Source organism: Microbacterium sp. SLBN-154, assembly GCF_006715565.1.
Lineage (GTDB): Bacteria > Actinomycetota > Actinomycetes > Actinomycetales > Microbacteriaceae > Microbacterium.
Genome location: NZ_VFNL01000001.1, coordinates 497710 through 523649, shown reverse-complemented (window position 1 = coordinate 523649; position 25940 = coordinate 497710). Strand labels below are relative to the sequence as shown.

Here is a 25940-nt window from a genome sequence, read left to right as displayed (position 1 = left end):
GCGGCGTAGAGGGCGTGAAACGAGTCATCGGCTTGATAGACTGTGAAGGTTCGTGAACCGATGTGGAGCGCTGGAAATCTATGACGTCTGTGACCCCTGAAAGCGTTCCCGAAAGCACCGAGCCGCGTTCCGCGGACAACCGCGTGGCAGGCGAATACGGAGCCGACGACATCCAGGTGCTCGAGGGCCTCGAAGCGGTCCGCAAACGCCCGGGCATGTACATCGGCTCGACCGGCGAGCGCGGCCTGCACCACCTGGTCTACGAGATCGTCGACAACGCCGTCGATGAGGCGCTTGCGGGCTACTGCGATGCGATCGAGGTCACGATCCTCGAAGACGGCGCCATCCGCGTGATCGACAACGGCCGTGGCATCCCCGTCGACATGCACCGCACCGAGGGCAAGTCCACCGTCGAGGTCGTGCTGACCGTCCTGCACGCCGGCGGAAAGTTCGGCGGCGGCGGGTACGCGGTCTCGGGTGGTCTGCACGGCGTCGGTTCGTCGGTCGTGAACGCGCTGTCGTCTCGCCTCGAGGTCGAGGTGCGCCGTCAAGGCCACGTGTGGCGGCAGTCGTACCGCAACGGCGGCGTACCGCAGGCGCCCCTGTCGAAGGACGAGCCGAGCGACCAGACCGGAACGACGGTGACGTTCTGGCCAGACGCCGGCATCTTCGACACGGTCGACTTCGACTACGAGACCCTGCGCACCCGCTTCCAGCAGATGGCGTTCCTCAACAAGGGGCTGCGGATCACCCTGAGCGACGAGCGCGAGAGCGCTGTGTCGGTCGAGGCCGACGAGTCGGGCGAGGAGAAGCCGCACCATCCGCGTGACAGCTTCTTCTACGAGCGCGGGCTGGTCGACTACGTCGAGTACCTCAACAAGGTGCGCCGAGCCGAGATCGTCAACGAAGAGGTGATCGCGTTCGAGTCCGAGGACACCGACCGCAAGATCGCCCTCGAGATGGCGATGCAGTGGACCACGAGCTACACCGAGAACGTGTTCACCTTCGCCAACACCATCAACACCCACGAGGGCGGGACGCACGAGGAAGGGTTCCGCGCGGCGCTGACCGCGCTCGTGAACCGGTACGCCCGTGCCAACAACCTCCTGAAGGAGAAGGACGAGAACCTCTCGGGCGAAGACGTCCGCGAGGGGCTCACCGCGGTCATCTCGGTCAAGCTCTCCGAGCCGCAGTTCGAGGGGCAGACCAAGACCAAGCTCGGCAACACCGAGGCCAAGGCGTTCGTGCAGAAGGTCGTCGGCGATCGACTGGGCGACTGGTTCGACCGCAATCCGGTGCAGGCGAAGAACATCATCCGCAAGGCCATCGACGCCGCGACCGCACGTCTCGCCGCCCGCAAGGCCCGCGAGACCGCGCGCCGCAAGAGCGTCTTCGAGTCGGCGGCGATGCCCGACAAGCTGAAGGACTGCACCAGCAAGGACCCCTCGATCAGCGAAATCTTCCTCGTCGAGGGCGACTCGGCCGGCGGATCGGCCGTGCAGGGGCGCGACCCGCGCACCCAGGCGATCCTCGCGCTGCGGGGCAAGATCCTCAACGTCGAGCGTGCGCGCCTCGACCGGGCACTCGGCAACAAAGAGGTCCAGGCGATGATCCAGGCCTTCGGCACGGGGATCGGCGAGGACTTCGACATCGCGAAGGCGCGCTATCACAAGATCGTGCTCATGGCCGATGCCGACGTCGATGGTCAGCACATCACGACGCTGCTGCTCACTCTCCTCTTCCGTTACATGCGCGGACTGATCGAGGCGGGCTACGTCTACCTCGCACAGCCGCCGCTCTTCCGGCTGAAGTGGTCGAATGCCGATCATGAGTACGCCTTCAGCGACCGGGAGCGCGATGCGATGCTCGTCGAAGGGCAGGCCCGCGGCAACCGCCTGCCCAAGGCCAACGACGGCGGCATCCAGCGCTACAAGGGTCTCGGTGAGATGAACGATCACGAGCTGTGGGAGACCACCATGAATCCCGAGACCCGGATCCTCCGCCAGGTGACCATCGACGACGCCGCGGCGGCCGACGAGATCTTCTCGGTCCTGATGGGCGAAGACGTCGAGTCGCGGCGCGGATTCATCCAGCGCAACGCCAAAGACGTGCGCTTCCTCGACATCTGACGACGCGATCCATGCGCGTTCCGTCTCTCGCGAGACGAAACGAAGAAAGTAGAGACAACTGATGGCTGACGACGAGCGTCCTGACGTGAACGCCGGACACAACCACGGGCGCATCGACCAGGTCGACCTGCAGCTGGAGATGCAGCGCAGCTACCTCGACTACGCGATGAGCGTGATCGTGGGTCGTGCCCTGCCGCGGGTGGAGGACGGCTTGAAGCCCGTCCACCGCCGCGTGATCTACGGCATGTACGACGGCGGTTACCGTCCCGACAAGGCCTTCTCCAAGTGCACCCGTGTCGTCGGTGAGGTCATGGGTCAGTTCCACCCACACGGCGACGCGCCGATCTACGACACCCTCGTCCGCCTCGTGCAGCCGTGGGCGCTGCGGTACCCGCTCGCCCTGGGGCAGGGGAACTTCGGCTCGCCCGGCAATCAGGGCGCTGCCGCGCCTCGTTACACCGAGACGAAGATGGCTCCTCTCGCGCTGGAGATGGTGCGCGACATCGAAGAGGAAACGGTCGACTTCGAGCCGAACTACGACGGACGCACCCAGGAGCCCGTCGTCCTCCCCTCGCGATTCCCGAACCTCCTCGTCAACGGATCCGTCGGCATCGCGGTCGGCATGGCCACCAACATCCCTCCCCACAACCTGCGGGAGGTCGCCTCCGGAGCGCTCTGGGCGCTTGAGAACCCCGATGCCACGCGCGAGGAGCTGCTCGAGGCGCTGATGGAGCGCATCCCCGGGCCGGACTTCCCCACCTCCGCGCAGATCCTCGGCACCCGCGGCATCAAAGAGGCGTACCGCACCGGCCGCGGATCGATCACCATGCGGGCGGTGGTCAACGTCGAGGAGATCCAGGGCCGCACCTGCCTCGTGATCACCGAGCTCCCCTACCAGGTGAACCCTGACAACGTCGCCGTGAAGATCGGCGACCTCGCCCGGGACGGCAAGATCACCGGCATCGCCGACATCCGCGACGAGACCTCGGGCCGTACCGGTCAGCGCCTGGTCATCGTCCTCAAGCGCGACGCGGTCGCCAAGGTCGTGCTGAACAACCTGTACAAGCACACCCAGCTGCAGGAGAACTTCGGCGCCAACATGCTGGCGATCGTCGACGGTGTGCCCCGCACGCTCTCGCTCGACCAGTTCATCTCCTACTGGATCACCCACCAGGTCGATGTGATCGTCCGCCGCACCCGCTTCCGCCTGCGCAAGGCGGAGGAGCGGATGCACATCCTCCGCGGCTACCTCAAGGCGCTCGACGCGCTCGACGAGGTCATCGCGCTCATCCGGCGGTCGCCGACCGTCGATGACGCGCGCGAGGGCCTGAAGACCCTTCTCGACATCGACGATCTCCAGGCGGATGCGATCCTGGCGATGCAGCTGCGCCGCCTGGCGGCCCTCGAGCGTCAGAAGATCGTCGACGAGGCGCGCGAGATCGAAGCGCAGATCGCCGAGTTCAACGCGATCCTCGCCGATCCGGCGCGTCAGCGCGAGATCATCCGCGACGAGCTGACCGCCATCGTGGACAAGTTCGGCGACGACCGCCGCACCGAGATCCTGCCCGGCTACGACGGCGACATGTCGGTCGAAGACCTGATCCCTGAAGAGGAGATGGTCGTCACCGTCACGCGCGACGGCTACATCAAGCGCACGCGCAGCGACAACTACCGCTCGCAGCACCGGGGCGGTCGCGGGGTGAAGGGGGCGCAGCTTCGCGCCGACGATGTGGTGGAGCACTTCTTCGTCACCACCACCCACCACTGGCTGCTCTTCTTCACCACGAAGGGCCGCGTCTACCGCGCGAAGGCGTACGAGGTCCCCGAAGCAGGACGCGATGCGAAGGGACAGCACGTCGCGAACCTGCTCGCGCTGCAGCCCGGTGAGGAGATCGCGCAGATCCTCGACATCCGCGACTACAACGTTGCCACGCACCTCGTGCTCGCAACGCGCAGCGGGCTGGTCAAGAAGACCCGCCTCACCGAGTACGACACGAACCGTCAGGGCGGTGTCATCGCCATCAAGCTGCGCGGCGCCGATGAGGAGAACGGCGATGAGCTCGTTAGCGCGATGCTCGTGAACGACGGCGACGACCTCCTTCTCATCAGTCGGCACGGGATGTCGCTGCGCTTCACCGCCACCGATGAGGCGCTGCGCCCGATGGGGCGCGCCACCGAGGGTGTGAAGGGCATGTCGTTCCGCGGCGACGACTCGCTGCTGTCGGCTTCGGTGGTCTCGGAAGACGGTTTCGTCTTCGTCGTCACCGAAGGCGGGTATGCCAAGCGCACCTCGGTCGATCAGTACCGCAGTCAGACGCGAGGCGGTCTCGGCATCAAGGTGGCGCGTCTGACGGAGGATCGCGGTGTTCTCGCGGGCGGTCTCATCGCCTCGGAGGACGACGAGGTCTTGGTGGTCCTTGCCAGCGGCAAGGTGGTACGCTCTGCGGTGGCCGAGGTGCCTGCCAAGGGACGCGACACGATGGGTGTCGTGTTCGCCCGTGCCGGCGACGATGATCGGATCATCGCGATCGCCAGGAACTCCGAGCGCAATCTCACAGAGAACGGCGAGGCACCCGAGGCAGACTCGAGTCTGGCGGCCGACCCAGACCTCCCGGCCGGTGCGGTGCCGCAGGAGGCGGATGCACCCGACACCCCCGAGACGCCCGAAGGAAGTACTGACGCATGAGCACGGTAGCCGACAAGCTCGCCCGTAAGTCCAGCAGCAAGACCAGCGCCAAGCAGGTGCGCCTGCGTCTGGTGTACGTCGACTTCTGGTCGGCGGTCAAGCTGTCGTTCCTCGCGGCTGTGGCAGTGGCGATCGTCACTGTCGTCTCGCTCGTCATGATCTACCTCGTGGTGTCGACCACCGGGCTCATCGCCGAAGTCGACGAGCTGCTGGCGAGCTTCACCGACGGCGGCTTCGTGCTGGCGCAGTTCCTCGGCCTCCCGCAGGTGCTCGCGTTCGCGGCGGTCGTGGGCATCCTGAACCTCGTCGTCGTCACGGTGCTCGGTGCGGTCATGGCCGGCATCTACAACCTCGCGGTGAAGGTCACCGGCGGCCTGCTGGTCGGCTTCACCTCCAACTGACCGATTCGAGAAAACCGGTCGCGTCCGGTAATCTCTTGGAGGTTGGCGACGCGAGTCGCCGACACAATCGGGGCTATAGCTCAGGCGGTTAGAGCGCTTCACTGATAATGAAGAGGTCCCAGGTTCAAGTCCTGGTAGCCCCACCATCCCTGCCCCGGGGCCTTAGCTCAGTTGGTAGAGCGCCTGCTTTGCAAGCAGGATGTCAGGAGTTCGAATCTCCTAGGCTCCACAACGCGAGAAGGGCCGGCCCGAAGGGTCGGCCCTTCTGCTGGTTTAGGGTCGTGCGTATGGACCTGCGCGTCGCCGCGTATGCGGTCGTCGTCGACGCCGCTGATCGCCTTCTCCTCGCACACTGGAACGAGGGGCGCCGGGCGGCCTGGACGCTGCCCGGGGGCGGGCTCGAGCCTGGCGAGGATCCGGCATCGGCGGCCCGCCGCGAAGTGTTCGAGGAAACCGGCTTCGACGTCGAGCTCGTCGAGCTGCTCGGCATCAACTCCCGTGTCATTCCGGGCAACCGCCGCATCACACCGGGCGCCACCGAGCCGCTTCACACCCTGCAGATCGTCTACCGCGCGCATGTCACCGGCGGAAGTCTGCGTTACGAGGTCGGCGGCAGCACCGACAGAGCGGGATGGTTCGCTCTCAGCGAGGTGGCTCAGCTGCAGCACGTGCGGCTTGTCGACCTCGCCCTCGGTATGGCGGGGTACAGCGATCAGCACCCCGGCGTCGCCGCCGCCTCGGGCTAGTCGCCCTCTGCCGGCTGCGAGATGTCCGCCACCGTCGCGCCGTAGGCGGAGATCAGCGCGTCGGCATCGACGAAGAGGCTGTACCCGTGCGCACCCGCGCCCATCGCGATCCGCTCGCCCACGATCCGCTCGTCAGCGAAGATCGGCCAGTCGGTCGTGCTTCCGATGGGCACGATCGTCCCGCGCTCGTAACCGGTGGCGGCGAGAGCGGCATCCGGATCAGAAAGCTTCAGACGATTGACGCCGACGACCGCGCGGAGCTTCGGCCACGAGATCGCCCGGTCACCCGGCACCAGGGCGAACAGATACGAGTCATCCGCTCTCTTCACCACCAGTGTCTTCACGATGCCCGCGGGAGGGATGCCGAGAAGCTCGGCGGCCTCGGGGAGGCTCTTCGCTGCCGGACGCTCGCGGAACTCGACGAAGAGGCCGCGCTCTCGTGCGGCCTCTTCAACGCGGTTCAGCGCTGCGTTCACGAATGAGATCTCGATTCGCGGGCTTCGCCCGCCATGTCTCAGGCGTCGGGGGCACGCAGCGGGTCGTCGGCCACCCACAGCTCGTCGTCTGCCCGCAGGGTCTGCCAGGCGGCGTAGAGCACGCCGGCGGCGGCGGCGACGCCGAGGATGATCGCGATGACCCCGCCCGCACCCATGCCCTGCTTCTTGGGCTCGAGCACCGAGAACTTCTTCGACAGCGCCTTGGTGGCGTCCTTGCCGTACTTCTCGGCCTTCTTGGAGTAGGTCTTCGAGTCGGGCAGCGCCAGACCCTTCCCCTTGGCCAGCCGGGCGCGGGTGTCGTTGGCCGCATCCCACACCGACATCGCCGAACCGACCACGGCACCCGTGGCCGGGATGACACGGTGGGTCAGCACGTCGCGCGAGACGTCGAGGCTCTTCGTGATGTACGGCTCGGCGTACTTGCCGTACGTGGCCTGCACCTGCGGGCCGAGGTCTTCGCGACCGTACTTGCCGAGCTGACGGCCGGCTTCACGGGCGACGTTCGCCGCCTGGCCGACGAGCACCTGCTGCGACTCCCACAGATTGTTGGCTTCACGCTGAAGCTTGCGGAGTTCCTTCTTGCGCTTACGGCTGAGGCTCACGGGGCCCTCCCTCTGGACAGGCGTGATCGGACGTTTCGTCCATCTTGCCAGACTGCCCCCTGACCGCCAGGGCTTGCACGGGACTCTGAAAGAATGTACTCATGCCCATTCACACCGCTGTCGCCACGATCCACACCAACCACGGAGACATCGTGGTCAACCTCTTCGGCGACCAGGCCCCCCGCACGGTTCAGAACTTCGTCGGCCTCGCCGACGGCTCGGGCTCCTGGACCCACCCCGCCACCGGCAAGCCCGGAGAAGGCCCCCTCTACAACGGCGTCATCTTCCACCGCATCATCCCCGGCTTCATGATCCAGGGCGGCGACCCGCTCGGTCAGGGTACCGGCGGCCCGGGATACACCTTCAACGACGAGATCAGCCCCGAGCTCGACTTCAACGCCCCCTACAAGCTGGCGATGGCCAACGCCGGTCTTCGGCGCAACGGCCTCACCGGCAAGCCCGAAGGCACCAACGGTTCGCAGTTCTTCATCACCACCGACCCCACCCCGTGGCTGCAGGGCAAGCACACGATCTTCGGGGAGGTCGCCGACGACGCCTCGCGCGCCGTCGTCGACGCGATCGCGAAGGTTCCCACCGCGGCCGGTGACCGTCCGGTCGAGCCGGTCGTCATCGAGTCGATCGACGTCGTCACCGCCTGAGCGGCGGCGCCGCTGACACGGACGTGAGCTCCGACGACCTTCGTCGCAACAGCGACAACTTCTGCTACCGGCATCCCGATCGGCAGAGCTTCGTCCTGTGTCAGCGGTGCCTGCGCACCATCTGTCCCGAGTGTCAGACCCAGGCGCCTGTGGGCGTCATCTGCCCCGAGTGCCTCGCCGAGCAGCAGGCGTCGCGCACGACCGCGCAGAAGAAGGCGGAGCGCCGCTGGGCCCGCCGCCCCGCCGCGGTCGTCGTCGGCGACACCCGGCCCCTCGCGACGTACGCGATCATCGGCCTCACGGCACTCGTCTACCTCATCTCGTTGATCCCCGGGTTCGGGGGCGCCGTGACCGACACCCTTTCGTTCTGGGCGCCTACCCTCTACCCCGAGGCCTTCGGTGTCTTCCAGCCGTGGCGCCTGCTCACGGTGTCGCTCGTCCACTCCGGTTTCTGGCACATCGGTCTGAACATGCTGGCGCTGTGGCTCATCGGTCGCAGTCTCGAACCGCTCCTGGGCAGATGGCGGTTCATCGCGCTCTACCTGATCAGCACGCTCGGCGGCTCGGTGGCGGTGGCGCTGCTGTCGTTCGGAACCCCGGTCGTCGGTGCCTCGGGTGCGGTCTTCGGCCTCTTCGGGGCGCTGCTCATCATCGGCCGGCACCTCGGTGCGCCGGTGACCGGCATCGCCATCGTGCTCGGCATCAACCTCGTCATCGGGTTCATCCCCGGATTCAACATCTCCTGGCAGGCGCACGTCGGCGGTCTGATCGCGGGACTTCTCGTCGCGGTCATCCTCACCCGGACGCGTGCCCGATCGCGACGCCCCCTGCAGATCGCCCTGCTCATCGCCCTGACGGTCGGGTTGCTCGCGCTGCTGCTGGTGCCGCCCGCCCTGTATTTCTGAGGGTAGTTATCCACAGATTCATCCCCACCTGGGGATGAATCACACCGGTGTAATTAGGTCCTGTGGAGAGGACGGATGCCGCGGCATCCCGATTCCTCGACCGGGCCCGCCCGTCGGCCCGCCCGCGCCGTCCCCCTCCCGCGGAGATTCACCGTGCTGCGGTTCGTGGGTGCCCAGATCGCCGCGGTTGGGGATATCGCCGCGGCGAGGAGCGGGAGAAGTCGCCGCCGAACGCCGGATGCACGCCTATCGCGCGGTGCGCGGGAAAAAGGCGTCATGGCCAGCAGGTTCCCGGGTCGGGGACGGCTCATGGCCCGGGCGGGTGCCAGCGAACAGGCAGGATCAGGGCCAGGGGGTGGGAGGGTCAGCGCCAGCGGGTGGTCATCAGGAACCCGATGAAGGCGATGCCGAAGCCGATCGCGAGGTTCCAGGCGCCGATGCCGGGGATCGGCCACTGCATGCCGCTGATGTAGAAGACCAGGACCCAGACGAGTCCGATCAGCATGAGGCCGATCATGATCGGCTTGAACCACACCGGGTTGGGGGCGGCTTCGCCCTCCGCGCGCTCGATGAGCGTGTCGTCGTCCCTGCCTGAGCGTGCCATGGGCCCATTCTATCCGCCAGCGGGATCCCAGCGAGAGGTGGCTACAATCGCCCCGTGGGTGACGAGCGTGACGTGCGGATGACCGAGCCGGCCCTGCGCCGTGATCGCACCGCCCGCGCGGCGCCGTCACAGGCGTCGCCTCCCGGGAAGCCACCGCGCCACGCGAAGCCGAGACCGCGGGTATCGATCGTCGGCGTCTTCGGCGAACTGCTCATCACCGCGGGCGTCGTGACCCTGCTCTACGTCGGGTGGCAGATGTACCTCGGCGACCTCATCTTCGGCGCACAGGCCAATGCCGAGGGACGCGAGCTGTCGGAGCAGTGGGCCGAGCAGTACGGCGACGGTCTGCCCGAGGCCGTGCCGACCCCCTCCGACCAACCCGCCGACGCTGAGCCGGTGCCGGCCGAGCCGGTGATCCTTCCTGAGCCGACCGGCACCGAGGACTTCGCCATCATGCGCATCCCGCGCTTCGGCTCGGACTACGCCTGGACCATGGCGGGTGGGGTCACCCGCGCGGGCACGCTGGACAACTTCCGCATCGGCCACTACCCCGGAAGCAAGATGCCCGGCGAAGTCGGCAACTTCGCCGTCGCGGGTCACCGCACCACCTACGGCGCGCCGTTCAACCGGATCGCCGAGCTCCATGTCGGGGATGCCATCGTGATCGAGACGCCGGCGGGGTGGTACACCTACCGCTTCCGCACCCTGGAGTACGTCACGCCCGACGAGGTCGAGGTGCTGCTTCCGGTGCCGCAGATGCCCGACGTCCCGGCGAACGGGCGTTACATCACGATGACCAGCTGCAGCCCGATGTTCTCACTGGCCGAGCGCATCGTCGCCTACGGCGTCTTCGAGTCCTTCCAGCCCTACGCCGACGGACCGCCGGCCTCGCTCACCGAGGGAGTCAGCTGATGTACGCCGCGTTCTGGCGGGTTCTTCCCGGCCCCTGGTGGGTTCGGCTGTTCATCGTGATCGTCCTCGTCGCCGCGATCCTCTACGGGCTGTTCTTCTATGCCTTCCCCTGGGTGAGCCAGTTCGTCAATCCGCAGGAAGTGACGGTCGAGTGACGGCCGACGTGCTCGTCGTCGACAATCACGACAGCTTCGTCCACACGCTCGTCGGCTACCTCCACCAGCTCGGCGCGTCCACCCGCATGGTGGAGGCCGACGCGCTGGATCCGGAAGCTCTCGACGAGACCCTCGAGGGCCACCGCGGGATCCTCATCTCCCCCGGTCCCGGCACCCCCGCCGGCGCCGGGGCGTCGATCGAGGTCGTGCGCGCTGCATCGGCCCGCCGCATCCCTCTTCTCGGGGTGTGTCTCGGCCACCAGGCCATCGCCGAGGCTTTCGGTGCCCGGGTGGGTCACGCCCCGGAGCTGATGCACGGGATGACCTCGGAGGTGCGTCACGACGGCAGCACGCTCTTCAGCGGGCTCAGCGATCCGTTCACCGCCACCCGATATCACTCGCTCGCCATCGAGCGTCCGACGCTCCCGCCCGAGCTCGAGGTGACGGCCGAGACCGAGAGCGGTGTGATCATGGGCATCGCTCACCGCTCCGCGCCGGTGCTGGGCGTGCAGTTCCACCCCGAGAGCGTGCTCACCGAGGGTGGTCACCGGCTGCTGGGCAATTGGCTCGAGACGCTCGGTTTCGACGGGGCCGCCGAGCGCGGTGCGGAGTTGAGCCCGCGGCGCTGACTCCGCTCGCCGACACGAGGAGGATCGGTCGAGGCGAGGGCGATCTCGCGCCAGCTGTACTCGCGTCGGCCGATCGTCCGCGTGCGAGAAGGAGGATGCCGCGGCTCGAGCCTGCCCAATGAGTGCCTCGCCGGCTCAGGCTCCGGTGCAGTACGTCAGCGTGATCGTCGATCGCACCGGAACGTCACCCGGGGCGAGCGACTGCTGCGACACCGTCGCCGGGTTCGTCGCGGGGCAGCCGGGGTCTTCCGCCGTCTCGACCGTGAGGCCGAGCTCGTCGGACTGCAGCTCGCGCGTCGCGGCCTCCACGGTGTAACCGCGGTAATCGAGGATCGTGACGTTGCCCGTGGCGACGACGAGGTTGACCACCGTGCCCGCCGGCACCTCGGTGCCCGCGTCACGATCGGCCGAGAGCACCATGCCCGCTTCACGGCCGGGATCGTTCTCGGTGCGGATGGTTCCCACGCGCAGTCCCGCATCGGTGAGCGCCTGGGCCGCGGCGTCCCGGGTCAATCCCTCGAGCGTGGGCACCGTCGCGAGATCCTGACCCTCAGAGACCACGACGAGCACGTCCTGCCCGGGGGAGACCGAGACGCCGGAGGCGGGGTCGGTGCGGATGACCGCACCCTCGGGCACGTCGACACTGGGTTCGGTGATCTGGGACGGGACGAGGTCCTCCCCCTCCAGCTCCACCACGGCGCGCTCGTAGGTCATGCCCGACACGTCGGGGACGATGCGGGCGCTCGAGGGCACCTCGTTCGACGGCTGGATCGTCACCGCCCAGAACAGTACCGAGATCAGAAGAACCGCCAGCAGCGCGACGCCCGCCCAGATCCATGCGACCGGCGGGCCCGCCTGGGTGCGCTTCATCGTGGTGTCGGTGCTGAGCTGACGCAGTGATCGCGCGGTCTCGGCAGCGGCGCGCGGGTTCGGACCGTAGAGCTCGCTGGTGAGGGCCCCCACCTGACGCTTGGACGGGGCCTTGCCGTCGATGGTGGCATCCAGTGCCTCGCGGAAGCCCGCGGCATCCTGATACCGCTGGAAAGGATCCTTCGCCAGCGCCCGCAGGACGACGGTGTCGAGCGCGCGCGGCACGGTCTCGACGACCTCCGACGGGGTGAGCGGGGTCTCGCTGACGTGCTGATAGGCCACCGCCACCGGGGAATCGCCACGGAACGGCTGACGCCCGGTCAGCAGCTCGTAGAGCACCACACCGGTGGAGTACAGGTCGGCGCGCGCGTCGACCGGCTCGCCCTTGGCCTGCTCGGGGGAGAAATAGGCGGCGGTGCCGAGGATCTGCGTCGTCTCGGCGACGGTGGATGACGAGTCCGACACCGCTCGCGCAATCCCGAAGTCCATCACCTTGACCTGGCCGGCGTCGGTGACCATGACGTTGCCGGGCTTGATGTCGCGATGCACCACGCCGGCGCGGTGCGAGTACTCGAGGGCCTCGAGGATGCCGTCGACGTAGCGCACCGCATCAGAGACGGGCACCGGGCCCGCGGCGATGATGTCCTTCAGCAGACGCCCGCGCACGAGCTCCATGACGATGAACGGCACCGGACGCGTCACTCCGTCGACGCCGGACTCGGAGTCTTCGCCGGCGTCGTAGACACGCACGATCGCGGGGTTGGCCATGCGACTGGCTGCCTGCGCCTCGAGCCGGAAACGCGTGCGGAAGGCGTTGTCGTCGGCGAGATCGCGGTCGAGGATCTTGATCGCGACCTGACGGCCGAGCGTCAGGTCTTCGCCGCGGTACACCGTGGCCATCCCGCCGCGACCGATGATCTCATCGACGCGGTATCGCCCTGAAAGCACGCGCGTCTCAGTGGTCACAGTCACCCCCTGGTGGAACGGGTACAGCCTAACGGACGGTCCCGAGGTACTCCCTGAGACCGGATCGGATGACGGGGCTCAGCCGTCTGCGCCGTCGTCACCGCCGTCGCCGCCGCCGGAGGGCGAGGGCGAGGGTGCGGCCTCGATCGACGCCTGGGCTTCGGGCGAGTTGCCGGAGGTGCGCTCGCCGGACGGTCCGCCGGTGCAGGTGACCGTGTAGGTGACGAGCACCGTGCCGCTGGCGTTGTTCGGCACCGACAGCTGCGCCTGACGCGTGTTGGTGTCGAAGGGCATGGTGTTCTGCCCGTTCGAGAACGTGCCGTTCACCGCGGTCAGCGTGTACGCACCGGGCGATCCCTCGCCGGCGGGGCAGGAGTAGCCCTGCCAGTTGACGGTGAGGGTGCCGCCGGGGGCGACCGTCCCTGAGCTGAGGGTCGGCGCGGTCGGCTGCGGCAGCTCGGTCTGCGGACCGTAGAACGACAGCGTCAGCACCTGATCGGGGGTGATGGATCCCTGCGGCTCGTAGTCGTACACGAGCGAGATCTCGTCGGCGGTGGGCGCGGCGTTGCCCTGCTGGCAGTTGACGGTGAGGACACCGGCATCCAGCGCCGCCGCACGCGCGGTGTCGCAGTCGACGCCCACGAGACCCAGCGCGTCGAGGTCGATGCGGTCCTGAGTGGGCGTCGCCGACGGAGTCGTCTGGGAGGGCGTCGGGCGCGGGGGCGTCGAGGTCGACCCGGAGGGATCGGGTGACGGGTCGCCCTGGTTGGCGAACAGGGCCCAGAGCGTGCCGCCGAGCACGAGGAGGAGGATGACGATGAGGGCGACGAGCGGCCAGGTCCAGCGGCTGCGCTTCTTCCTCTCCGGCTCCTCCGACTCGGCGTAGTCGGGCAGCGGCGCCGACAGGATCTGGGTCGCCGCGGCCGTGGCACCGGCAGGGGCGAGCAGCTGGGTGGCGTCATCGGCCAGGACTGCGGCACCGGCGACGGCGGGCACGGCGGCTGCGGCAGCGGCGAGGTCTCCCCGGCGGAGAGCGGATGCCGCCCGCGCGACCGCGGCGGCGGAGGCCGGTCGATCCTCGGGCTTCTTCGCGATCATCGCCATGACGAGGTTCTGCACCGGCTGCGCGACCGTCGGCGGGAGCGGCGGGGGCTGCTCGTTGATCTGCGCCATGGCGATCGCGACCTGCGACTCACCCGTGAAGGGACGCTTTCCGGCGAGGGATTCGTAGGCGACGATGCCGAGCGAGTAGGTGTCGGTCGCAGGAGATGCCGGGTGACCCGATGCCTGCTCAGGCGAGAGGTACTGCACGGTTCCCATGACCTGACCGGTCGCGGTCAGCGGCACCTGGTCGGCGATGCGGGCGATGCCGAAGTCGGTGATCTTCACCCGGCCGTCGGGGGTGATGAGGAGGTTGCCGGGCTTGATGTCGCGGTGCACCAGGCCCGCCGCGTGCGCGGCCTGCAGCGCCGCCGCGGTCTGCGCGACGATGTCGAGGGTCTTGTCGGTCGACAGTGCGCCGTCGCGCTCGAGGATCGTCGACAGCGCCTCGCCGGGCACGAGCTCCATGACGAGGAAGGCCGAGCCTGCCTCCTCGCCGTAGTCGAAGACGCTCGCGATCCCCTCGTGGTTCACGAGGGCCGCGTGCCGGGCCTCGGCGCGGAAGCGCTCGAGGAACCCGGGGTCGCCCATGTACTCGTCCTTGAGGATCTTGATGGCGACCGTCCGTCCGATGACGTGGTCGGTCGCCTCCCAGACCTCGCCCATCCCGCCGATGGCGATGCGCGAGTCCAGCTCGTAGCGTCCTCCGAAGGTCACTCCCTGCGTCGGTCTCATCTTCCCAACACCGCCTCCATGACCGTCTTCGCGATGGGCGCCGCGATTGTGTTCCCGCTGCCGGACTGGCCCTGTCCGCCACCGTCTTCGATGACCACCGCGACGGCGACCTGGGGGTCGTCGGCGGGTGCGAAACCGGTGAACCAGAGCGTGTACGGCTCGTCTGATCCGTTCTCCGCCGTGCCGGTCTTCCCGGCCACGTCGACCCCGTCTATTCTTGCACCGCTCGCCGCGCCGTCCTGGACATTGGCGACCATCATCGCCACCATCTCCTCGGCGAGATCCTCATCCAGCGCGCGGCCGAACTCGGTGTTCTCGAAGGTCTGCTGCACCGACAGATCCGGCCCGATGACCTGATCGACCATGCGGGGGTTCATGACGACGCCGCCGTTGGCGATCCCCGCCGAGACCATGGCGATCTGCAGCGGCGTCGCATCGACCTGACCCTGGCCGAAGCCGGTGAGCGCGGTCTGCGGGTCATCCAGTGCGCGAGGGTAGGGCGAGGCGGTCGAGGTGAGCGGGATGTCGAAGCTCCGATTGAAGCCGTACTTCTCGGCCTCTTCGCGGATCGCGGTGTCACCGAGTTCGACGGCGAGCTCGGCGAAGGGGATGTTGCAGCTGAGGCGCAGCGCCTCGGCCAGCGTGACCGTCTCGCCCGGACCGCACGCACCGCGGCTGGCGTTGTAGACCACGTTGCTCGACTGCGGCAGCTGATACACCGCCGGGTTCGGCAGCTCGGACTCGGGCGTGTAGTCGCCGGAGGCGAGGGCGGCCGAGGCGACGACGAGCTTGAACGTCGATCCCGGCGGGTTCAGATCGCCGCCGATCGCGCGGTCGATGAGCGGGTCGGCCGGGTCGGCCAGCAGCTGCTCGTAGGTCGCGTTCACCTGCTCGGGGTCGTGGATGGCCAGCGAGTTGGTGTCGTAGCTCGGGCTGGTCACGAGCGCGAGCACGCGGCCCGTGTCGGGCTCGATCGCGATGACCGCGCCCTGCAGGTCGCCGAGGGCGTCGTAGGCGGCCTGCTGCACCGTGGCATCCAGGCTCAGTTCGACGTTCGAGCCGCGCGGCGGCTGTCCGGTGAAGATGCGCTCGATGCGTGAGAGGAACTGCGCGTTGGAGGTGCCGCTGAGTTCGCCGTTCATCGCCTGTTCGATTCCGGTCGACGCGCCCAGAGCGGGGTTGATGTACCCGGTGACCGGTGCCCACATGTCGCCGTTCTGGTACACCCGCTGCCAGCTGTAGACATCGTCGGAGGGGACGGATGACGCGATCTCGATGCCGCTCGCGACGATCGAGCCGCGCTGAACCTCGTACGAGTCGTAGAGCGCGCGGGTGTTGGCCGAGTTCGTCGCGAGGGTCTCGGCCTGGATGACCTGGATGATGCTCGTCGACCCGAAGAGGGCGAGGAACATCAGCAGCACGATGATGCTGAGCCGGCGCAGTTCCTTCGTCATCCGATCACCACCCGGGGACGGCTGCGGACGGCGTCCGAGATGCGCAGGAGCAGGGCGACGATGATCCAGTTCGCCACGAGCGATGAACCGCCCGCGGCGAGGAACGGTGTCGTGAGGCCGGTGAGGGGGATGAGGCGAGTGACGCCGCCGACCATGATGAACACCTGCAGCGCGATGGTGAACGCCAGGCCCGTGGCCAGGAGCTTGCCGAAGTCATCCTGTCCGGCCAGCCCGATCCGGATGCCGCGGCTGACGAACACCATGTACAGGCAGAGGATCGCGAAGACGCCCACGAGTCCGAGCTCCTCGCCGAGGCTCGGCAGGATGTAGTCGCTCTGCGACAGCGGGGTGATGTACGGGCGGCCCTGACCGAGGCCGGTGCCGATGAGGCCGCCGTGGGCGAGCCCGAAGATGCCCTGCACGAGCTGGTAGCTGCCGCCGGAGCGCTCGATGATCTCGGGGTCGAACGCGTTCAGCCAGTTGGCGAAGCGCCCGCCGACGTAGGGCAGCACGCGCGAGGCGAGGAAGGCGCCGGAGGCGGCGAGGGCGACACCGATCAGCACCCAGCTGGTCTTTCCGGTGGCGACATAGAGCATCGCCACGAACATGCCGAAGATGAGCGTGCCGGTGCCCAGGTCGCGCTGCATGACGATGATGCCGAGCGAGACGAGCCAGATCACCAGCAGCGGACCGAGCTCTCGGGCCCGCGGCCACGTCATGCCGAGGAACCGGGTGCCCGTCGAGGTGAGGCTCTCGCGGGTGCGGACGAGGTAGCCGGCGAAGAAGATGGCCAGGGCGATCTTGGCCAGCTCGCCCGGCTGGAACGACACGAACCCGAGCGAGACCCAGACATCGGCGTTCGCGTTCGTGCCGAGGCCGGGGACGATCGGAAGCAGCAGCAGGGCGATGCCGGCGAAGCCGGAGACATAGGTGTAGCGGAAGAGCACCCGGTAGTTGCGGAGGAAGATCACCACGAGCACCGCGGCGACCACCGCGATCGCCGCCCAGGCCATCTGGCGCGTCGACGCGGCATCCCATCCCTCGTCGCGGATCGCGATGTCGATCCGGTAGATCATCGCGATGCCGAGGCCGGTGAGGATCGTGGCGATCGGGACGACGAACGGATCGGCGTCGCGCGCGCGGAAGCGCAGCACGATGTGGAGTGCCAGCACCAGCACGGTAAGGCCACCGCAGTAGTAGAGGAACGTCGGCTCGATCGCGCCGATCGCGCCGAGCTGCACCAGGGCGACGGCCGCCCACGTCAGCGCGCAGGCGAAGAGCAGCAGGAACAGCTCGCGGTTGCGCTGCGTCTGCGGCACGCGGATGCGCTTGAGCGCGCGGATAACTGCGGTGTCGGTCGAAGGGGCGTCCGGTCGGGTGACGCCGGGAGGTGCGGTCATGAGTTCGCCTCCGCGGCGATGCGCAGTCGATCGACGATCGTCCGGGCGTCGTCGAGCGATTGTGCGGTGATCGTCCGTTCGACGGTCGTGCGCGAGAACGGGGGGAGGTCGGTGAGGTCGATGCCGGTGTCTTCGAAGGGGGTCGACAGCGGGAGCGGACCGATGTCCTGCTGGACGCCGCGGTAGATGACGACCGTGTCGTCGTCGGCACCGACGAAGTAGCGGGTTTGGGTCCACTGGTACGCCAGGATGAGCGTCGTCGCGATGGCGGCGATGACCAGGATCAGCCCCGCGAACCACGCGATCCGTCGCCGGCGCGCGCGGCGCCGGTCTTCCTCGATGAGCTCTTCGAGGAACTCGGCGTCGGGTTCGAAGTGCGTGGGTTCGTTCGCCGCCCCACGGTTGGGGTGCAGCCAGCTGCTGCGTCCGGGGCGGGCGGCGGGCACCTCGACGCCGATCGGGTTCGAGGCCGACCCGACGATCGTGGGGGTGCCGAAGAAGACCGGATGCTGCCCGCCGACGTCGACCAGGACGATGGTGACGTTGTCGGGGGCACCGCCGTCGAGGGCCTGCTTGAGCAGCGCATCGGCGGTGCGGCCCGGGGCAAGGCCGAGCCCGAGGGCCTTTGCGGTATGCGGGTCGTCGACCACGCCCGACAGCCCGTCGGAGCACAGCAGCCACCGGTCGCCCGGCTGGGTCGGCATGATGAACGTGTCGACCTCGGGATCGGGATCCATGTCGCCGAGCACCCGCATCAGCACCGACCGGCGCGGGTGGTAGCGCGCCTCCTCCGGGGTGATGCGCCCCGAGTCCACCAGCCGTTGGACGAACGTGTGATCGGTGGTGATCTGGGTGAGCGCGCCGTCGCGGTACAGATAGATGCGCGAGTCGCCGATGTGGGCGATGACGGCGTAGTCGTCGACCATCAGCAGCGCGCTGACGGTCGTGCCCATGCCGGCGAGCTCGGGCTTGACGCCGACGGTGTCGATCAGGTGCTGCGCGGTCTCGGCGATGGCGTCGCGGAGCGCGCGTTCGGCCGTCGCGGTCGACGAGAACGAGTCGTCGAGGTCGCGCAGCCTCTCGATGGCGAGGCTCGAGGCGACATCTCCGCCCGCGTGGCCGCCCATGCCGTCGGCGACGACGAAGAGGTTCGACCCGGCGTACCCGGAGTCCTGGTTGTTGGAGCGCACCTTGCCGGTGTGCGAGATCGCGGCGCTCGAGCCCTGGAAGACCATGAAGGAGGGGTCCGTCCGCTACTTCCGGAGCTCGAAGGTGGTCGCCCCCACGCGGATCGGCGCACCGACGGTGATCGCGACCGGCGCCGACACGCGCGCGCCGTCGTGCCAGGTGCCGTTTGTGGAATCGAGGTCCTGCAGCATCCACTGATTGCCCCACAGCATGATGCGGGCATGGTGGCTGGAGGTGTAGTCGTCGCGGATCACCAGGCCCGACTCGCTGGAGCGTCCGATGGTGAGCGGCTCGCTGCCGAGCGGCAGTTCGAGGCCGGCCTTCGGGCCGCTGGTGATGACGATGCGCGAGACGGTGGTGGGGGTCGCGGGTCCGCCCTTCTGCGGGGCGGTGGGGGCTGCGGCGGGGCGCGCGCGGGCGACGGGCTCGGTGAGCGCCGAGGGCGAGGACGGCGACTTCGTGACGGCGGGGCCCACCGGGGCGGCGGCCGCGGCGGCCGGCTCGGGCATCTTGCGTGCCTTCATGCCGAACAGGTCGGCCCGCAGCGAATACACCACCGCGAAGACGAAGAACCACAGCAGCACCAGGAAGCCGATGCGCAGCAGCAGGAGGGTCAGTTCACTCACGACAGCGGCCCCTGTTCGCGGATGTCGAAGGCGCGCGTGGCGTCGGGAGCCGGCCGGGAGGGCCGAGGAGGTACCGCCTGCGCCACCACGCGGAAGACGATATCGGTTCGACCGATCGTGATGGTGGAGTCGGGCGCCAGCGGTGCCTCGCTCACACGGCTGCCGTTGAGAAGGGTGCCGTTGGTCGAGCCGAGGTCGCGGACCATGGCGCGCTCGCCGTCCCACAGCACCTCGACGTGCTTGCGGCTCGTCCCGGCATCCGAGATCGTGACGTCGGCGTCGCTGCCGCGGCCGATGACCGTGCGGCCCTTCAGCAGCGGGTGCCGCTTGCCCTCGACGTCGATCACGCCGCGCCACGACACCGCACCTTCGGCGCTGGAGCTGTCCACGCGGAGCGTTCCCGTGGAGAGCTGGTCGTCGCGCTCGAGGGTGATCGTGACGGGGCCGGCGAAGCTGTAACCCTGCGCGCGCGCATGCGTGTGCACGAGGGACTGCAGTTCCTCAGCGAGGGCCGGGCCGATCGCGCGCATCCGCTCATCGTCGCTCGGGGCGAGACGAACCGTGAAGGTGTGCGGGGTGAGGATGCGGTCGCGGCTGACGACGGCGGCCTTCTTGTCCAGTTCACTGCGAAGCGCCGACGCGATTTCGACAGGCTGGATCCCGCTACGGAAGGTCTTGGCGAAGGCGCTGTTGACGGCGCGTTCGAGTCCCTTCTCGAAGCTGTCTAGTAGTCCCACGGGGCTCCTCAGGCAGGCGATCCAGTCGGTACATGTTAGTTGTCCAGTCTGGACAGGCGATCCACACCCGGTTCGACCCGCCGTTCCCGGGATTCCGCCGCTCATCCCTCCGCACGTCGCGCGCGGGGCCGCGACCCGTCAGAAAACGCGGCCGCGCAGCATCCCGAGCCGCGCTTTCTGCCGTCTCACGCGCGACGGCGGGCGGTCGCACGTGGCGACCGGCGACGCCGGAGGCCGCCCGGGAGGCGTGATATCCTCGGGAAGTTGAGTTTCGCGGGTCGATGATCCGCGGCTCGCGCGAGTGGCGGAATAGGCAGACGCGCTGGCTTCAGGTGCCAGTGCCCGAAAGGGCGTGGGGGTTCAACTCCCCCCTCGCGCACAGCGACGAATCAGCCCCCGACCTGGGATTCCCGGTCGGGGGCTTCGTCGTGCGCGGCCCGACTGCGACCCGTGCATGATCGACGCGTACGCGATCCTGTCAAGGCGTAGAGCCGCAACTGCCCCTGGGTCATGCTGGAAATGCGGGGCGCCAGCCGCCCTGTGTCGCGCACGACGAGAGGACGATGATGTCAACGAACAGAGCTGTCGCGTACAAAGGGCCCGGAGTGGTCGAGGTGATCGACACCGCCTACCCGGAGTTCGAACTCAAGGACGGTCCAGGCGTGAACCCGGCGAACGTCGGCCGGAAGGTGCCCCACGGCGCGATCCTCAAAACGGTCTCGACGAACATCTGCGGGTCGGACCAGCACATGGTGCGCGGTCGCACCACCGCTCCCGAGGGTCTCGTCCTCGGGCACGAGATCACCGGCGAGGTCGTGGAGGTGGGCCCCGACGTCGAATTCATCAAGGTCGGGGACATCGTCTCGGTCCCCTTCAACATCGCCTGCGGCCGGTGCCGCAACTGCAAGGAGGGCAAGACCGGCATCTGCCTCAACGTCAATCCCGACCGACCGGGCAGCGCCTACGGCTACGTCGACATGGGCGGCTGGGTGGGCGGCCAGGCCGAGTTCGTGCTGGTGCCCTACGCCGACTGGAATCTGCTGAAGTTCCCCGACCGCGACCAGGCCCTGGAGAAGATCCTCGACCTGACGATGCTGTCCGACATCTTCCCGACCGGGTTCCACGGTGCGTACACCGCCGGGGTCCGGCCGGGTTCCACCGTCTACATCGCCGGCGCCGGTCCTGTCGGGCTCGCCGCGGCCGTGGGCGCGCAGCTGCTGGGCGCGGCGGTCGTGATCGTCGGCGACCTGAACGAAGAGCGCCTCGCGCAGGCACGCTCGTTCGGCGCCGAGACCGTGGACGTGTCCAAGGGCGATCCGAAGGACCAGATCGAGCAGATCCTCGGGGTGCCCGAGGTCGACTGCGCGGTCGATGCGGTCGGGTTCGAGGCGCGCGGACACGGCTCGGACTCCAGCCACGAGGCGCCGGCGACGGTGCTGAACTCGCTGATGGACCTCACCGCCGCCGGCGGTGCCCTCGGCATTCCCGGGCTCTACGTCACGGGCGACCCGGGCGGCATCGATGAGGCCGCGAAGGTCGGCTCGCTGTCGCTGCGACTCGGCCTCGGGTGGGCGAAGTCGCTGTCGTTCACGACGGGTCAGTGCCCCGTGATGAAGTACAACCGGCAGCTGATGATGGCGATCCTCCACGACAAGGTGCAGATCGCCAAGGCCGTCAAGGCCACGCCCATCTCGCTCGACGACGCCCCGCGCGGCTACGAGGAGTTCGACCAGGGCGCCGCGCGCAAGTACGTCCTGAACCCGAACGGCTACATCAAGGCCGCGTGACGACGCCCCGTGCTCGCGGGGCGTGCTCGTCCTCGCGGGGCTGCACGCGCGCCCCGCGAGGACGACGTCGCGCCTCGGCTCAGCGGAACCGGCGCCGGTACGCCAACGCCGCACCGAGGTAGGCCACGATGAGGATCCCTCCGCACCAGACGAGGGCGATCCAGAGGTCGGGGCCCGGGACCTCGCCCGCCAGCAGCGTCCGCATCGCGTTCACGATCGACGTGACCGGCTGATACTCCGCGAACCACCGCACCGGCCCGGGCATCGAGTCGGTCGGGACGAAGGCCGAGCTCAGGAACGGCAGGAAGATCAGCGGGTACGAGAAGGCGCTGGCGCCGTCGACGGTCTTCGCCGTGAGTCCGGCGATCACGGCGAGCCAGGTGAGTGCGAGGGTGAACAGGAGCAGGATGCCGCCGACAGCGAGCCATGCCCCGAGGCTCGCCGGGCTCCGGAACCCGATGACGAGCGCCACGCCCACGACGACGGCCAGCGACACCGCGTTCGCGACGACGGAGGTGAGGACGTGCGCCCACAGCACCGACGACCGGGCGATGGGCATCGACTGGAAACGCTCGAAGATCCCGCCCTGCAGATCGAGGAAGAGCCGATACGCCGTGTAGGCGACGCCCGACGCCACGGTGATGAGCAGGATGCCGGGAAGGAGATAGTCCACGTAGGACTCGCCTCCGGTCTGGATGGCCCCGCCGAAGACGAAGACGAACAGGAGCAGGAAGGCGATCGGCATCACCGCGGTGGTGACGATCGTGTCGGGGCTCCGCAGGATGTGGCGCAGTGATCGACCGGTCAGCGCGGCGGTGTCGCCGACGACGTGCGTGGTCACGGGGTGTCCTTCCCGCCGACGATCGCGAGGAAGATCTCCTCGAGGGTCGGCTGCTTCTCGACGTACTCCACGCGCGCGGGCGGGAACCGCCGCTTGAGATCGTCGAGGGTGCCCTCGGCGATGATGCGGCCCTCGTGGAGGATCGCGATGCGGTCGGCCAGCTGCTCGGCCTCGTCGAGGTACTGGGTGGTGAGGAGGATGGTCGTGCCGCCACGGGCGAGCTCGCGCACGGCATCCCACACCTCGATGCGTGCCTGGGGGTCCAACCCGGTGGTCGGTTCGTCGAGCAGCACCACGGGCGGATCGCCGATGAGGCTCATCGCGATGTCGAGCCGGCGACGCATCCCGCCCGAGTACGTCCCGACGCGCCGACCACCGGCCTCCGTCAGGGAGAACCGCGCCAGCAGTCTGTCCGCCGTGTCTCCGGGGTCGGCGACGTGGCGCAGTCGGGCCACGAGAACGAGGTTCTCGCGTCCCGTGAGCACCTCATCCACCGCGGCGAACTGGCCGGTGAGGCTGATGGCTTCGCGCACGCGCGCAGGCTCGGCCGCGGCATCCTGTCCCTGGATCTCGACCGTGCCGGCGTCGGCGCGGAGCAGGGTGGCGAGGATGCGGATCGCCGTCGTCTTGCCCGCGCCGTTGGAGCCCAGCAGGGCGTAGATCGAGCCCGTCGGCACGTCGAGGTCGACGCCCCTCAGGACCGAGAGGTCACCGAAGGCCTTCTCGAGCCCGCGGATCCGCACCGCGGACCGGACGTCGTGGGTGAGCGCGGCGCTCACGACGTCTCCTCCCTCTCCGCCTGCTCGATGGCCGCGGCGAGACGCTTCTGCTCCTTGGTGATCCATGATCCGATCCCGTAGTTGGACTTGAAGGCGTCGACGAATTCGACGGGGTCGTCGCCGACGATCTCGCGCACCGGCGTGCCATCGGCGGCAGCACCCTCGAAGAGCTCGGCCAGGTCGTCGAACATCTGCAGCAGCAGCTCGCCCTGGTCGGTGCCGCCGTTGTACATCAGGTAGCGCTCGACGCCTTTGGCGGCCGTGCGGTACGGGGTCGGCAGCGCCTCGACCCGCGCGCGGTACGCCTTCCAGCGTCGTTTGTCGGCGAGCGATCCGGTCACCCACTCGATCCAGTTGGTCATGATGATCCCCCTTCGCGGAGCTGTTCCAGTCGTTCGGAGAGGAAGCTCCAGGTCCTCCAGAACTCATCGAGGGAGTCGCGGCCGGCGGCGTTGAGGCTGTAGACCTTGCGGGGCGGGCCCTTCTCCGACGGCACCTTCTCGACATCGACGAGACCGCGCTGCTCGATGCGCACCAGGAGCGCGTACACGGTGCCCTCGGCGATGTCGGTGAAGCCCTCGTCTCGCAGCCACGCGGTGATCTCGTAGCCGTATGCGCGGCGCGTGGCCAGAATCGCCAGCACGATGCCCTCGAGGATGCCCTTCAGCATCTCGGTCGTCTGCTTTCCCACGGCGCCTCCCTCAGTACTCAGTGATGATGAGTACCAGTATATAGTAACGCTGACTACTGAAAGCGCAACAGCTCCCTGAACGCACGGGGCGAACGCGCGGGCCGGGGCGGGCGGGGCGGGAAAGAGGATGCCGCGGGGCGGCGTCAGTTGCCGTCGAGGACGGGCAGCAGCGTGTACACGGCCTCTTCCACGTCGCGACCGACACCGGGCGCGAACGATGTCGTGCGGGAGACCTCGGTGAAGCCGCACCGCGTGAGAACGGCGCGGGAGGCCTCATTGTGGACGGCCACGCGCGCGAACAGCGGACGCACGGGCTCGCGGGAGACCAGGAGGCGCAGCGCCTGCGTGGCCACGCCCCTCCCCCACGCGTGGCGGGCGATCCAGTAGGTCACCTCGCGATCGCCGTCGACGGTGAACGACCCGACGGCACCGGCGAAGGCCCCGTCTTCCGTGACGATGCGGTAGGTGACGTCGGCATCGCCCCGGATGCGGGCGATCCACCGGTCGAAGGCCGCGCGATCATCCGGATCGTCGGCGGTGAAGGCGGCGAGCTCGACCGCCGCGGGGTCGCGCATCATCTCGAACACCGCGTCGAGGTCGTCGTCGTCGAGGTCTCGCAGTTCGATGTGGCCCACGAGGCCAACCTAGCGAGGGTCGTCCCCGCCGGGCGAGGCGATGTTGTTCAGCTCCATGAGGACGCGCTCGGCCGCGCGGCCGTCTCGCGCGACCACGGCGTCCCGCAGCCGTCGGTAGCGGGCGGTACGCAGCTCGATGTCTTCTTCCGGCGGGGTCCACGCCTGGAGGTTCCGCTGGAGGGCGAGCCCCGCCTCGCGCATGATGGTGATGAACACGTGGTTCGCCGTCGCCCGGATCAGCAGCTGATAGAAGGCCGTCGTGCCCCCGAGGACCCCCAGAGCGTCGTCGCGCGCAGAGCAGTCGATGAGGGCGTCGACGGCGTCGATCAGGTCGGCGTGCTCGTCGGGGGTCGCGCGCGCCAACCCGAGGATCGCCGCATCGCCGGCGATGTAGGTCATGAACTCGGTGGTGTGCGGGTAGGCGTCGGGGTGCGGCTCTTTCACCCGCGTGTATTTGTTCGCGGCGACCTCGACGAGACCGAGTCGCTCCAGGCGCTGCAGCGCTTCCCGCACCGGGGTGCGAGAGACGCCGAGGCGGGAGGCGAGCTCGACATCGCGGAGCCGATCCCCCGGCCGCAGAGTGCCGCGCAGAATGGCCTCGCCCAGGACCGCATAGACGTCGTCGCCGAGCGCCGTGCCCTCGCGGGGCGTCAGCGGAACGAAGTCATTGTCGGCCATGGCGCCACAAGTGTATTCAACCGACACATTGCTCGCATCATCACTGATATATCGGTACAGTGTGAATTGTCGCGACCACGCGCCGTCCCTGCGACGGCGCCCGCGACACATCCGGGGGGATCCGTCGACGCCCGGGCCTCGAGCTCTCTGCTCGGCCCGGGCGGACGATGGAACCGGGTGCCTCGTCGCCGGGCGGCATCCATCGTCGTCTTGTTTCGCAACGTTTGTGTCACCATCTCCCGGCGGGGCGGCGGCCTTCGTTAGCGTGGGTCACGCCACGCGGGCACCGGGCTCGCGGGTGGAACGAAGGCAGTAGATGAGCACGCAGGGCACGGTCAAGTGGTTCAACTCCGAGAAGGGCTTCGGCTTCATCGCACCGGATGACGGGAGCGCCGACGTGTTCGCGCACTACTCGGCCATCCAGGCGAGCGGCTACCGCTCCCTCGAGGAGAACCAGCGCGTCGAGTTCGAGGTGGCGCAGGGTCCCAAGGGCCTGCAGGCCGAGAACATCCGTCCCGTCTGACGCA

Annotated in this window: 27 protein-coding genes and 3 tRNA genes; 14 read left to right on the top strand and 16 right to left on the bottom strand. The window is 68.5% G+C overall.

The window, feature by feature from the left end; all coding sequences use genetic code 11:
• Positions 1–80 precede the first annotated feature (80 nt).
• The 6 genes from gyrB to FBY40_RS02595 all read left to right on the top strand — a co-directional run bounded on the left by gyrB (position 81) and on the right by FBY40_RS02595 (position 5962).
• A complete protein-coding gene (gene gyrB, locus FBY40_RS02620; protein WP_141936186.1) occupies positions 81–2129 on the top strand; it encodes a DNA topoisomerase (ATP-hydrolyzing) subunit B in 2049 nt (682 codons plus the stop codon).
• Positions 2130–2190: 61 nt separating this feature from the next.
• On the top strand, positions 2191–4815 hold the full coding sequence (gene gyrA / locus FBY40_RS02615; RefSeq protein WP_141936185.1) for a DNA gyrase subunit A: 2625 nt from the start codon (positions 2191–2193) through the stop codon (positions 4813–4815).
• Entirely contained in the window at positions 4812–5216 is a 405-nt protein-coding gene (locus FBY40_RS02610; RefSeq protein WP_124292011.1) for a DUF3566 domain-containing protein, read from the top strand. Before gyrA ends, FBY40_RS02610 begins: the two co-directional genes overlap by 4 nt.
• A gap of 69 nt (positions 5217–5285) precedes the next feature.
• Positions 5286–5362, top strand: a tRNA-Ile gene (locus FBY40_RS02605).
• Positions 5363–5372: 10 nt separating this feature from the next.
• A tRNA-Ala gene (locus FBY40_RS02600) sits at positions 5373–5445 on the top strand.
• A 58-nt stretch (positions 5446–5503) separates the two neighbouring features.
• Positions 5504–5962 (top strand): NUDIX hydrolase, encoded by a 459-nt coding sequence (locus tag FBY40_RS02595; RefSeq protein ID WP_141936184.1) that lies wholly within the window; start codon positions 5504–5506, stop codon positions 5960–5962.
• On the opposite strand, the gene FBY40_RS02590 is transcribed toward FBY40_RS02595, so the two are convergent.
• Both FBY40_RS02590 and FBY40_RS02585 read right to left on the bottom strand, forming a co-directional pair.
• Entirely contained in the window at positions 5959–6438 is a 480-nt protein-coding gene (locus FBY40_RS02590; RefSeq protein WP_141936182.1) for an aminoacyl-tRNA deacylase, read from the bottom strand. The two genes, FBY40_RS02595 and FBY40_RS02590, sit on opposite strands and share 4 nt — an antisense overlap.
• A 38-nt stretch (positions 6439–6476) precedes the next feature.
• Complete coding sequence (locus tag FBY40_RS02585; RefSeq protein ID WP_124292014.1) at positions 6477–7061, bottom strand: DNA helicase; 585 nt, start codon at positions 7059–7061, stop codon at positions 6477–6479.
• A gap of 101 nt (positions 7062–7162) precedes the next feature.
• Here FBY40_RS02585 and FBY40_RS02580 point away from each other — a divergent pair, with 101 nt between their 5' ends.
• On the top strand, positions 7163–7720 hold the full coding sequence (locus FBY40_RS02580) for a peptidylprolyl isomerase (RefSeq protein ID WP_124292015.1): 558 nt from the start codon (positions 7163–7165) through the stop codon (positions 7718–7720).
• A 23-nt stretch (positions 7721–7743) separates the two neighbouring features.
• Positions 7744–8625, top strand: coding sequence for a rhomboid family intramembrane serine protease (locus tag FBY40_RS02575; RefSeq protein WP_141936180.1), 882 nt, complete (start codon positions 7744–7746; stop codon positions 8623–8625).
• Between the two features lie 364 nt (positions 8626–8989).
• Here the strand turns inward: FBY40_RS02575 and FBY40_RS02570 are convergent, their stop codons facing one another.
• The gene (locus FBY40_RS02570) at positions 8990–9229 is read right to left on the bottom strand and encodes a cell division protein CrgA (protein ID WP_124292017.1); all 240 of its coding nucleotides are present in this window, start codon (positions 9227–9229) and stop codon (positions 8990–8992) included.
• Between the two features lie 54 nt (positions 9230–9283).
• Here FBY40_RS02570 and FBY40_RS02565 point away from each other — a divergent pair, with 54 nt between their 5' ends.
• From FBY40_RS02565 to FBY40_RS02560, 3 genes are read left to right on the top strand one after another with little or no spacing between them, the layout of a single operon-like run.
• A complete protein-coding gene (locus FBY40_RS02565; RefSeq protein WP_235014469.1) occupies positions 9284–10141 on the top strand; it encodes a class E sortase in 858 nt (285 codons plus the stop codon).
• Positions 10141–10296, top strand: a complete 156-nt coding sequence (locus FBY40_RS17410; protein WP_164478133.1) for a hypothetical protein — start codon at positions 10141–10143, stop codon at positions 10294–10296. Before FBY40_RS02565 ends, FBY40_RS17410 begins: the two co-directional genes overlap by 1 nt.
• Positions 10293–10925, top strand: coding sequence for an anthranilate synthase component II (locus tag FBY40_RS02560; RefSeq protein WP_141936179.1), 633 nt, complete (start codon positions 10293–10295; stop codon positions 10923–10925). Before FBY40_RS17410 ends, FBY40_RS02560 begins: the two co-directional genes overlap by 4 nt.
• A gap of 135 nt (positions 10926–11060) precedes the next feature.
• Here FBY40_RS02560 and pknB read toward each other — a convergent pair whose 3' ends face one another.
• From pknB to FBY40_RS02525, 7 genes are all read right to left on the bottom strand, one after another.
• A complete protein-coding gene (pknB, locus tag FBY40_RS02555) occupies positions 11061–12761 on the bottom strand; it encodes a Stk1 family PASTA domain-containing Ser/Thr kinase (protein ID WP_141936178.1) in 1701 nt (566 codons plus the stop codon).
• Between the two features lie 78 nt (positions 12762–12839).
• Positions 12840–14597 carry a serine/threonine-protein kinase gene (locus tag FBY40_RS02550; protein WP_141936176.1) on the bottom strand — a complete coding sequence of 586 codons (1758 nt, stop codon included), beginning with the start codon at positions 14595–14597 and terminating at the stop codon, positions 12840–12842.
• Positions 14594–16051, bottom strand: coding sequence for a peptidoglycan D,D-transpeptidase FtsI family protein (locus tag FBY40_RS02545; RefSeq protein WP_124292021.1), 1458 nt, complete (start codon positions 16049–16051; stop codon positions 14594–14596). The genes FBY40_RS02550 and FBY40_RS02545 overlap by 4 nt, the downstream gene beginning before the upstream one ends.
• Positions 16048–17451: an FtsW/RodA/SpoVE family cell cycle protein gene (locus tag FBY40_RS02540; protein WP_141936175.1), complete on the bottom strand. Its 1404-nt coding sequence runs from the start codon at positions 17449–17451 to the stop codon at positions 16048–16050. The genes FBY40_RS02545 and FBY40_RS02540 overlap by 4 nt, the downstream gene beginning before the upstream one ends.
• Entirely contained in the window at positions 17448–18686 is a 1239-nt protein-coding gene (locus tag FBY40_RS02535) for a PP2C family protein-serine/threonine phosphatase (RefSeq protein WP_124292023.1), read from the bottom strand. The genes FBY40_RS02540 and FBY40_RS02535 overlap by 4 nt, the downstream gene beginning before the upstream one ends.
• Before the next feature lie 18 nt (positions 18687–18704).
• Positions 18705–19265: an FHA domain-containing protein FhaB/FipA gene (locus FBY40_RS02530; protein WP_141936173.1), complete on the bottom strand. Its 561-nt coding sequence runs from the start codon at positions 19263–19265 to the stop codon at positions 18705–18707.
• Positions 19262–20002 (bottom strand): FhaA domain-containing protein, encoded by a 741-nt coding sequence (locus FBY40_RS02525; RefSeq protein WP_124292025.1) that lies wholly within the window; start codon positions 20000–20002, stop codon positions 19262–19264. Before FBY40_RS02525 ends, FBY40_RS02530 begins: the two co-directional genes overlap by 4 nt.
• Before the next feature lie 295 nt (positions 20003–20297).
• On the opposite strand from FBY40_RS02525, the gene FBY40_RS02520 reads away from it, so the two are divergent.
• Both FBY40_RS02520 and fdhA read left to right on the top strand, forming a co-directional pair.
• Positions 20298–20381: transfer RNA gene (locus FBY40_RS02520), tRNA-Leu, on the top strand.
• A 187-nt stretch (positions 20382–20568) separates the two neighbouring features.
• A complete protein-coding gene (fdhA, locus tag FBY40_RS02515; protein WP_141936172.1) occupies positions 20569–21789 on the top strand; it encodes a formaldehyde dehydrogenase, glutathione-independent in 1221 nt (406 codons plus the stop codon).
• 79 nt (positions 21790–21868) lie between these two features.
• Here the strand turns inward: fdhA and FBY40_RS02510 are convergent, their stop codons facing one another.
• From FBY40_RS02510 to FBY40_RS17635, 6 genes are all read right to left on the bottom strand, one after another.
• Positions 21869–22630, bottom strand: a complete 762-nt coding sequence (locus FBY40_RS02510) for an ABC transporter permease (RefSeq protein WP_141936171.1) — start codon at positions 22628–22630, stop codon at positions 21869–21871.
• Entirely contained in the window at positions 22627–23409 is a 783-nt protein-coding gene (locus FBY40_RS02505; RefSeq protein WP_235014467.1) for an ABC transporter ATP-binding protein, read from the bottom strand. The genes FBY40_RS02510 and FBY40_RS02505 overlap by 4 nt, the downstream gene beginning before the upstream one ends.
• Positions 23406–23771 carry a DUF1048 domain-containing protein gene (locus FBY40_RS02500; RefSeq protein WP_327437027.1) on the bottom strand — a complete coding sequence of 122 codons (366 nt, stop codon included), beginning with the start codon at positions 23769–23771 and terminating at the stop codon, positions 23406–23408. The genes FBY40_RS02505 and FBY40_RS02500 overlap by 4 nt, the downstream gene beginning before the upstream one ends.
• Positions 23768–24100, bottom strand: a complete 333-nt coding sequence (locus FBY40_RS02495) for a PadR family transcriptional regulator (protein WP_141936166.1) — start codon at positions 24098–24100, stop codon at positions 23768–23770. The genes FBY40_RS02500 and FBY40_RS02495 overlap by 4 nt, the downstream gene beginning before the upstream one ends.
• Positions 24101–24243: 143 nt before the next feature.
• Positions 24244–24735 carry a GNAT family N-acetyltransferase gene (locus FBY40_RS02490; RefSeq protein ID WP_141936165.1) on the bottom strand — a complete coding sequence of 164 codons (492 nt, stop codon included), beginning with the start codon at positions 24733–24735 and terminating at the stop codon, positions 24244–24246.
• Positions 24736–24744: 9 nt separating this feature from the next.
• On the bottom strand, positions 24745–25413 hold the full coding sequence (locus FBY40_RS17635; RefSeq protein WP_160141333.1) for a GntR family transcriptional regulator: 669 nt from the start codon (positions 25411–25413) through the stop codon (positions 24745–24747).
• A 316-nt stretch (positions 25414–25729) separates the two neighbouring features.
• On the opposite strand from FBY40_RS17635, the gene FBY40_RS02480 reads away from it, so the two are divergent.
• Complete coding sequence (locus FBY40_RS02480; protein WP_124292030.1) at positions 25730–25936, top strand: cold-shock protein; 207 nt, start codon at positions 25730–25732, stop codon at positions 25934–25936.
• Positions 25937–25940 lie beyond the last annotated feature (4 nt).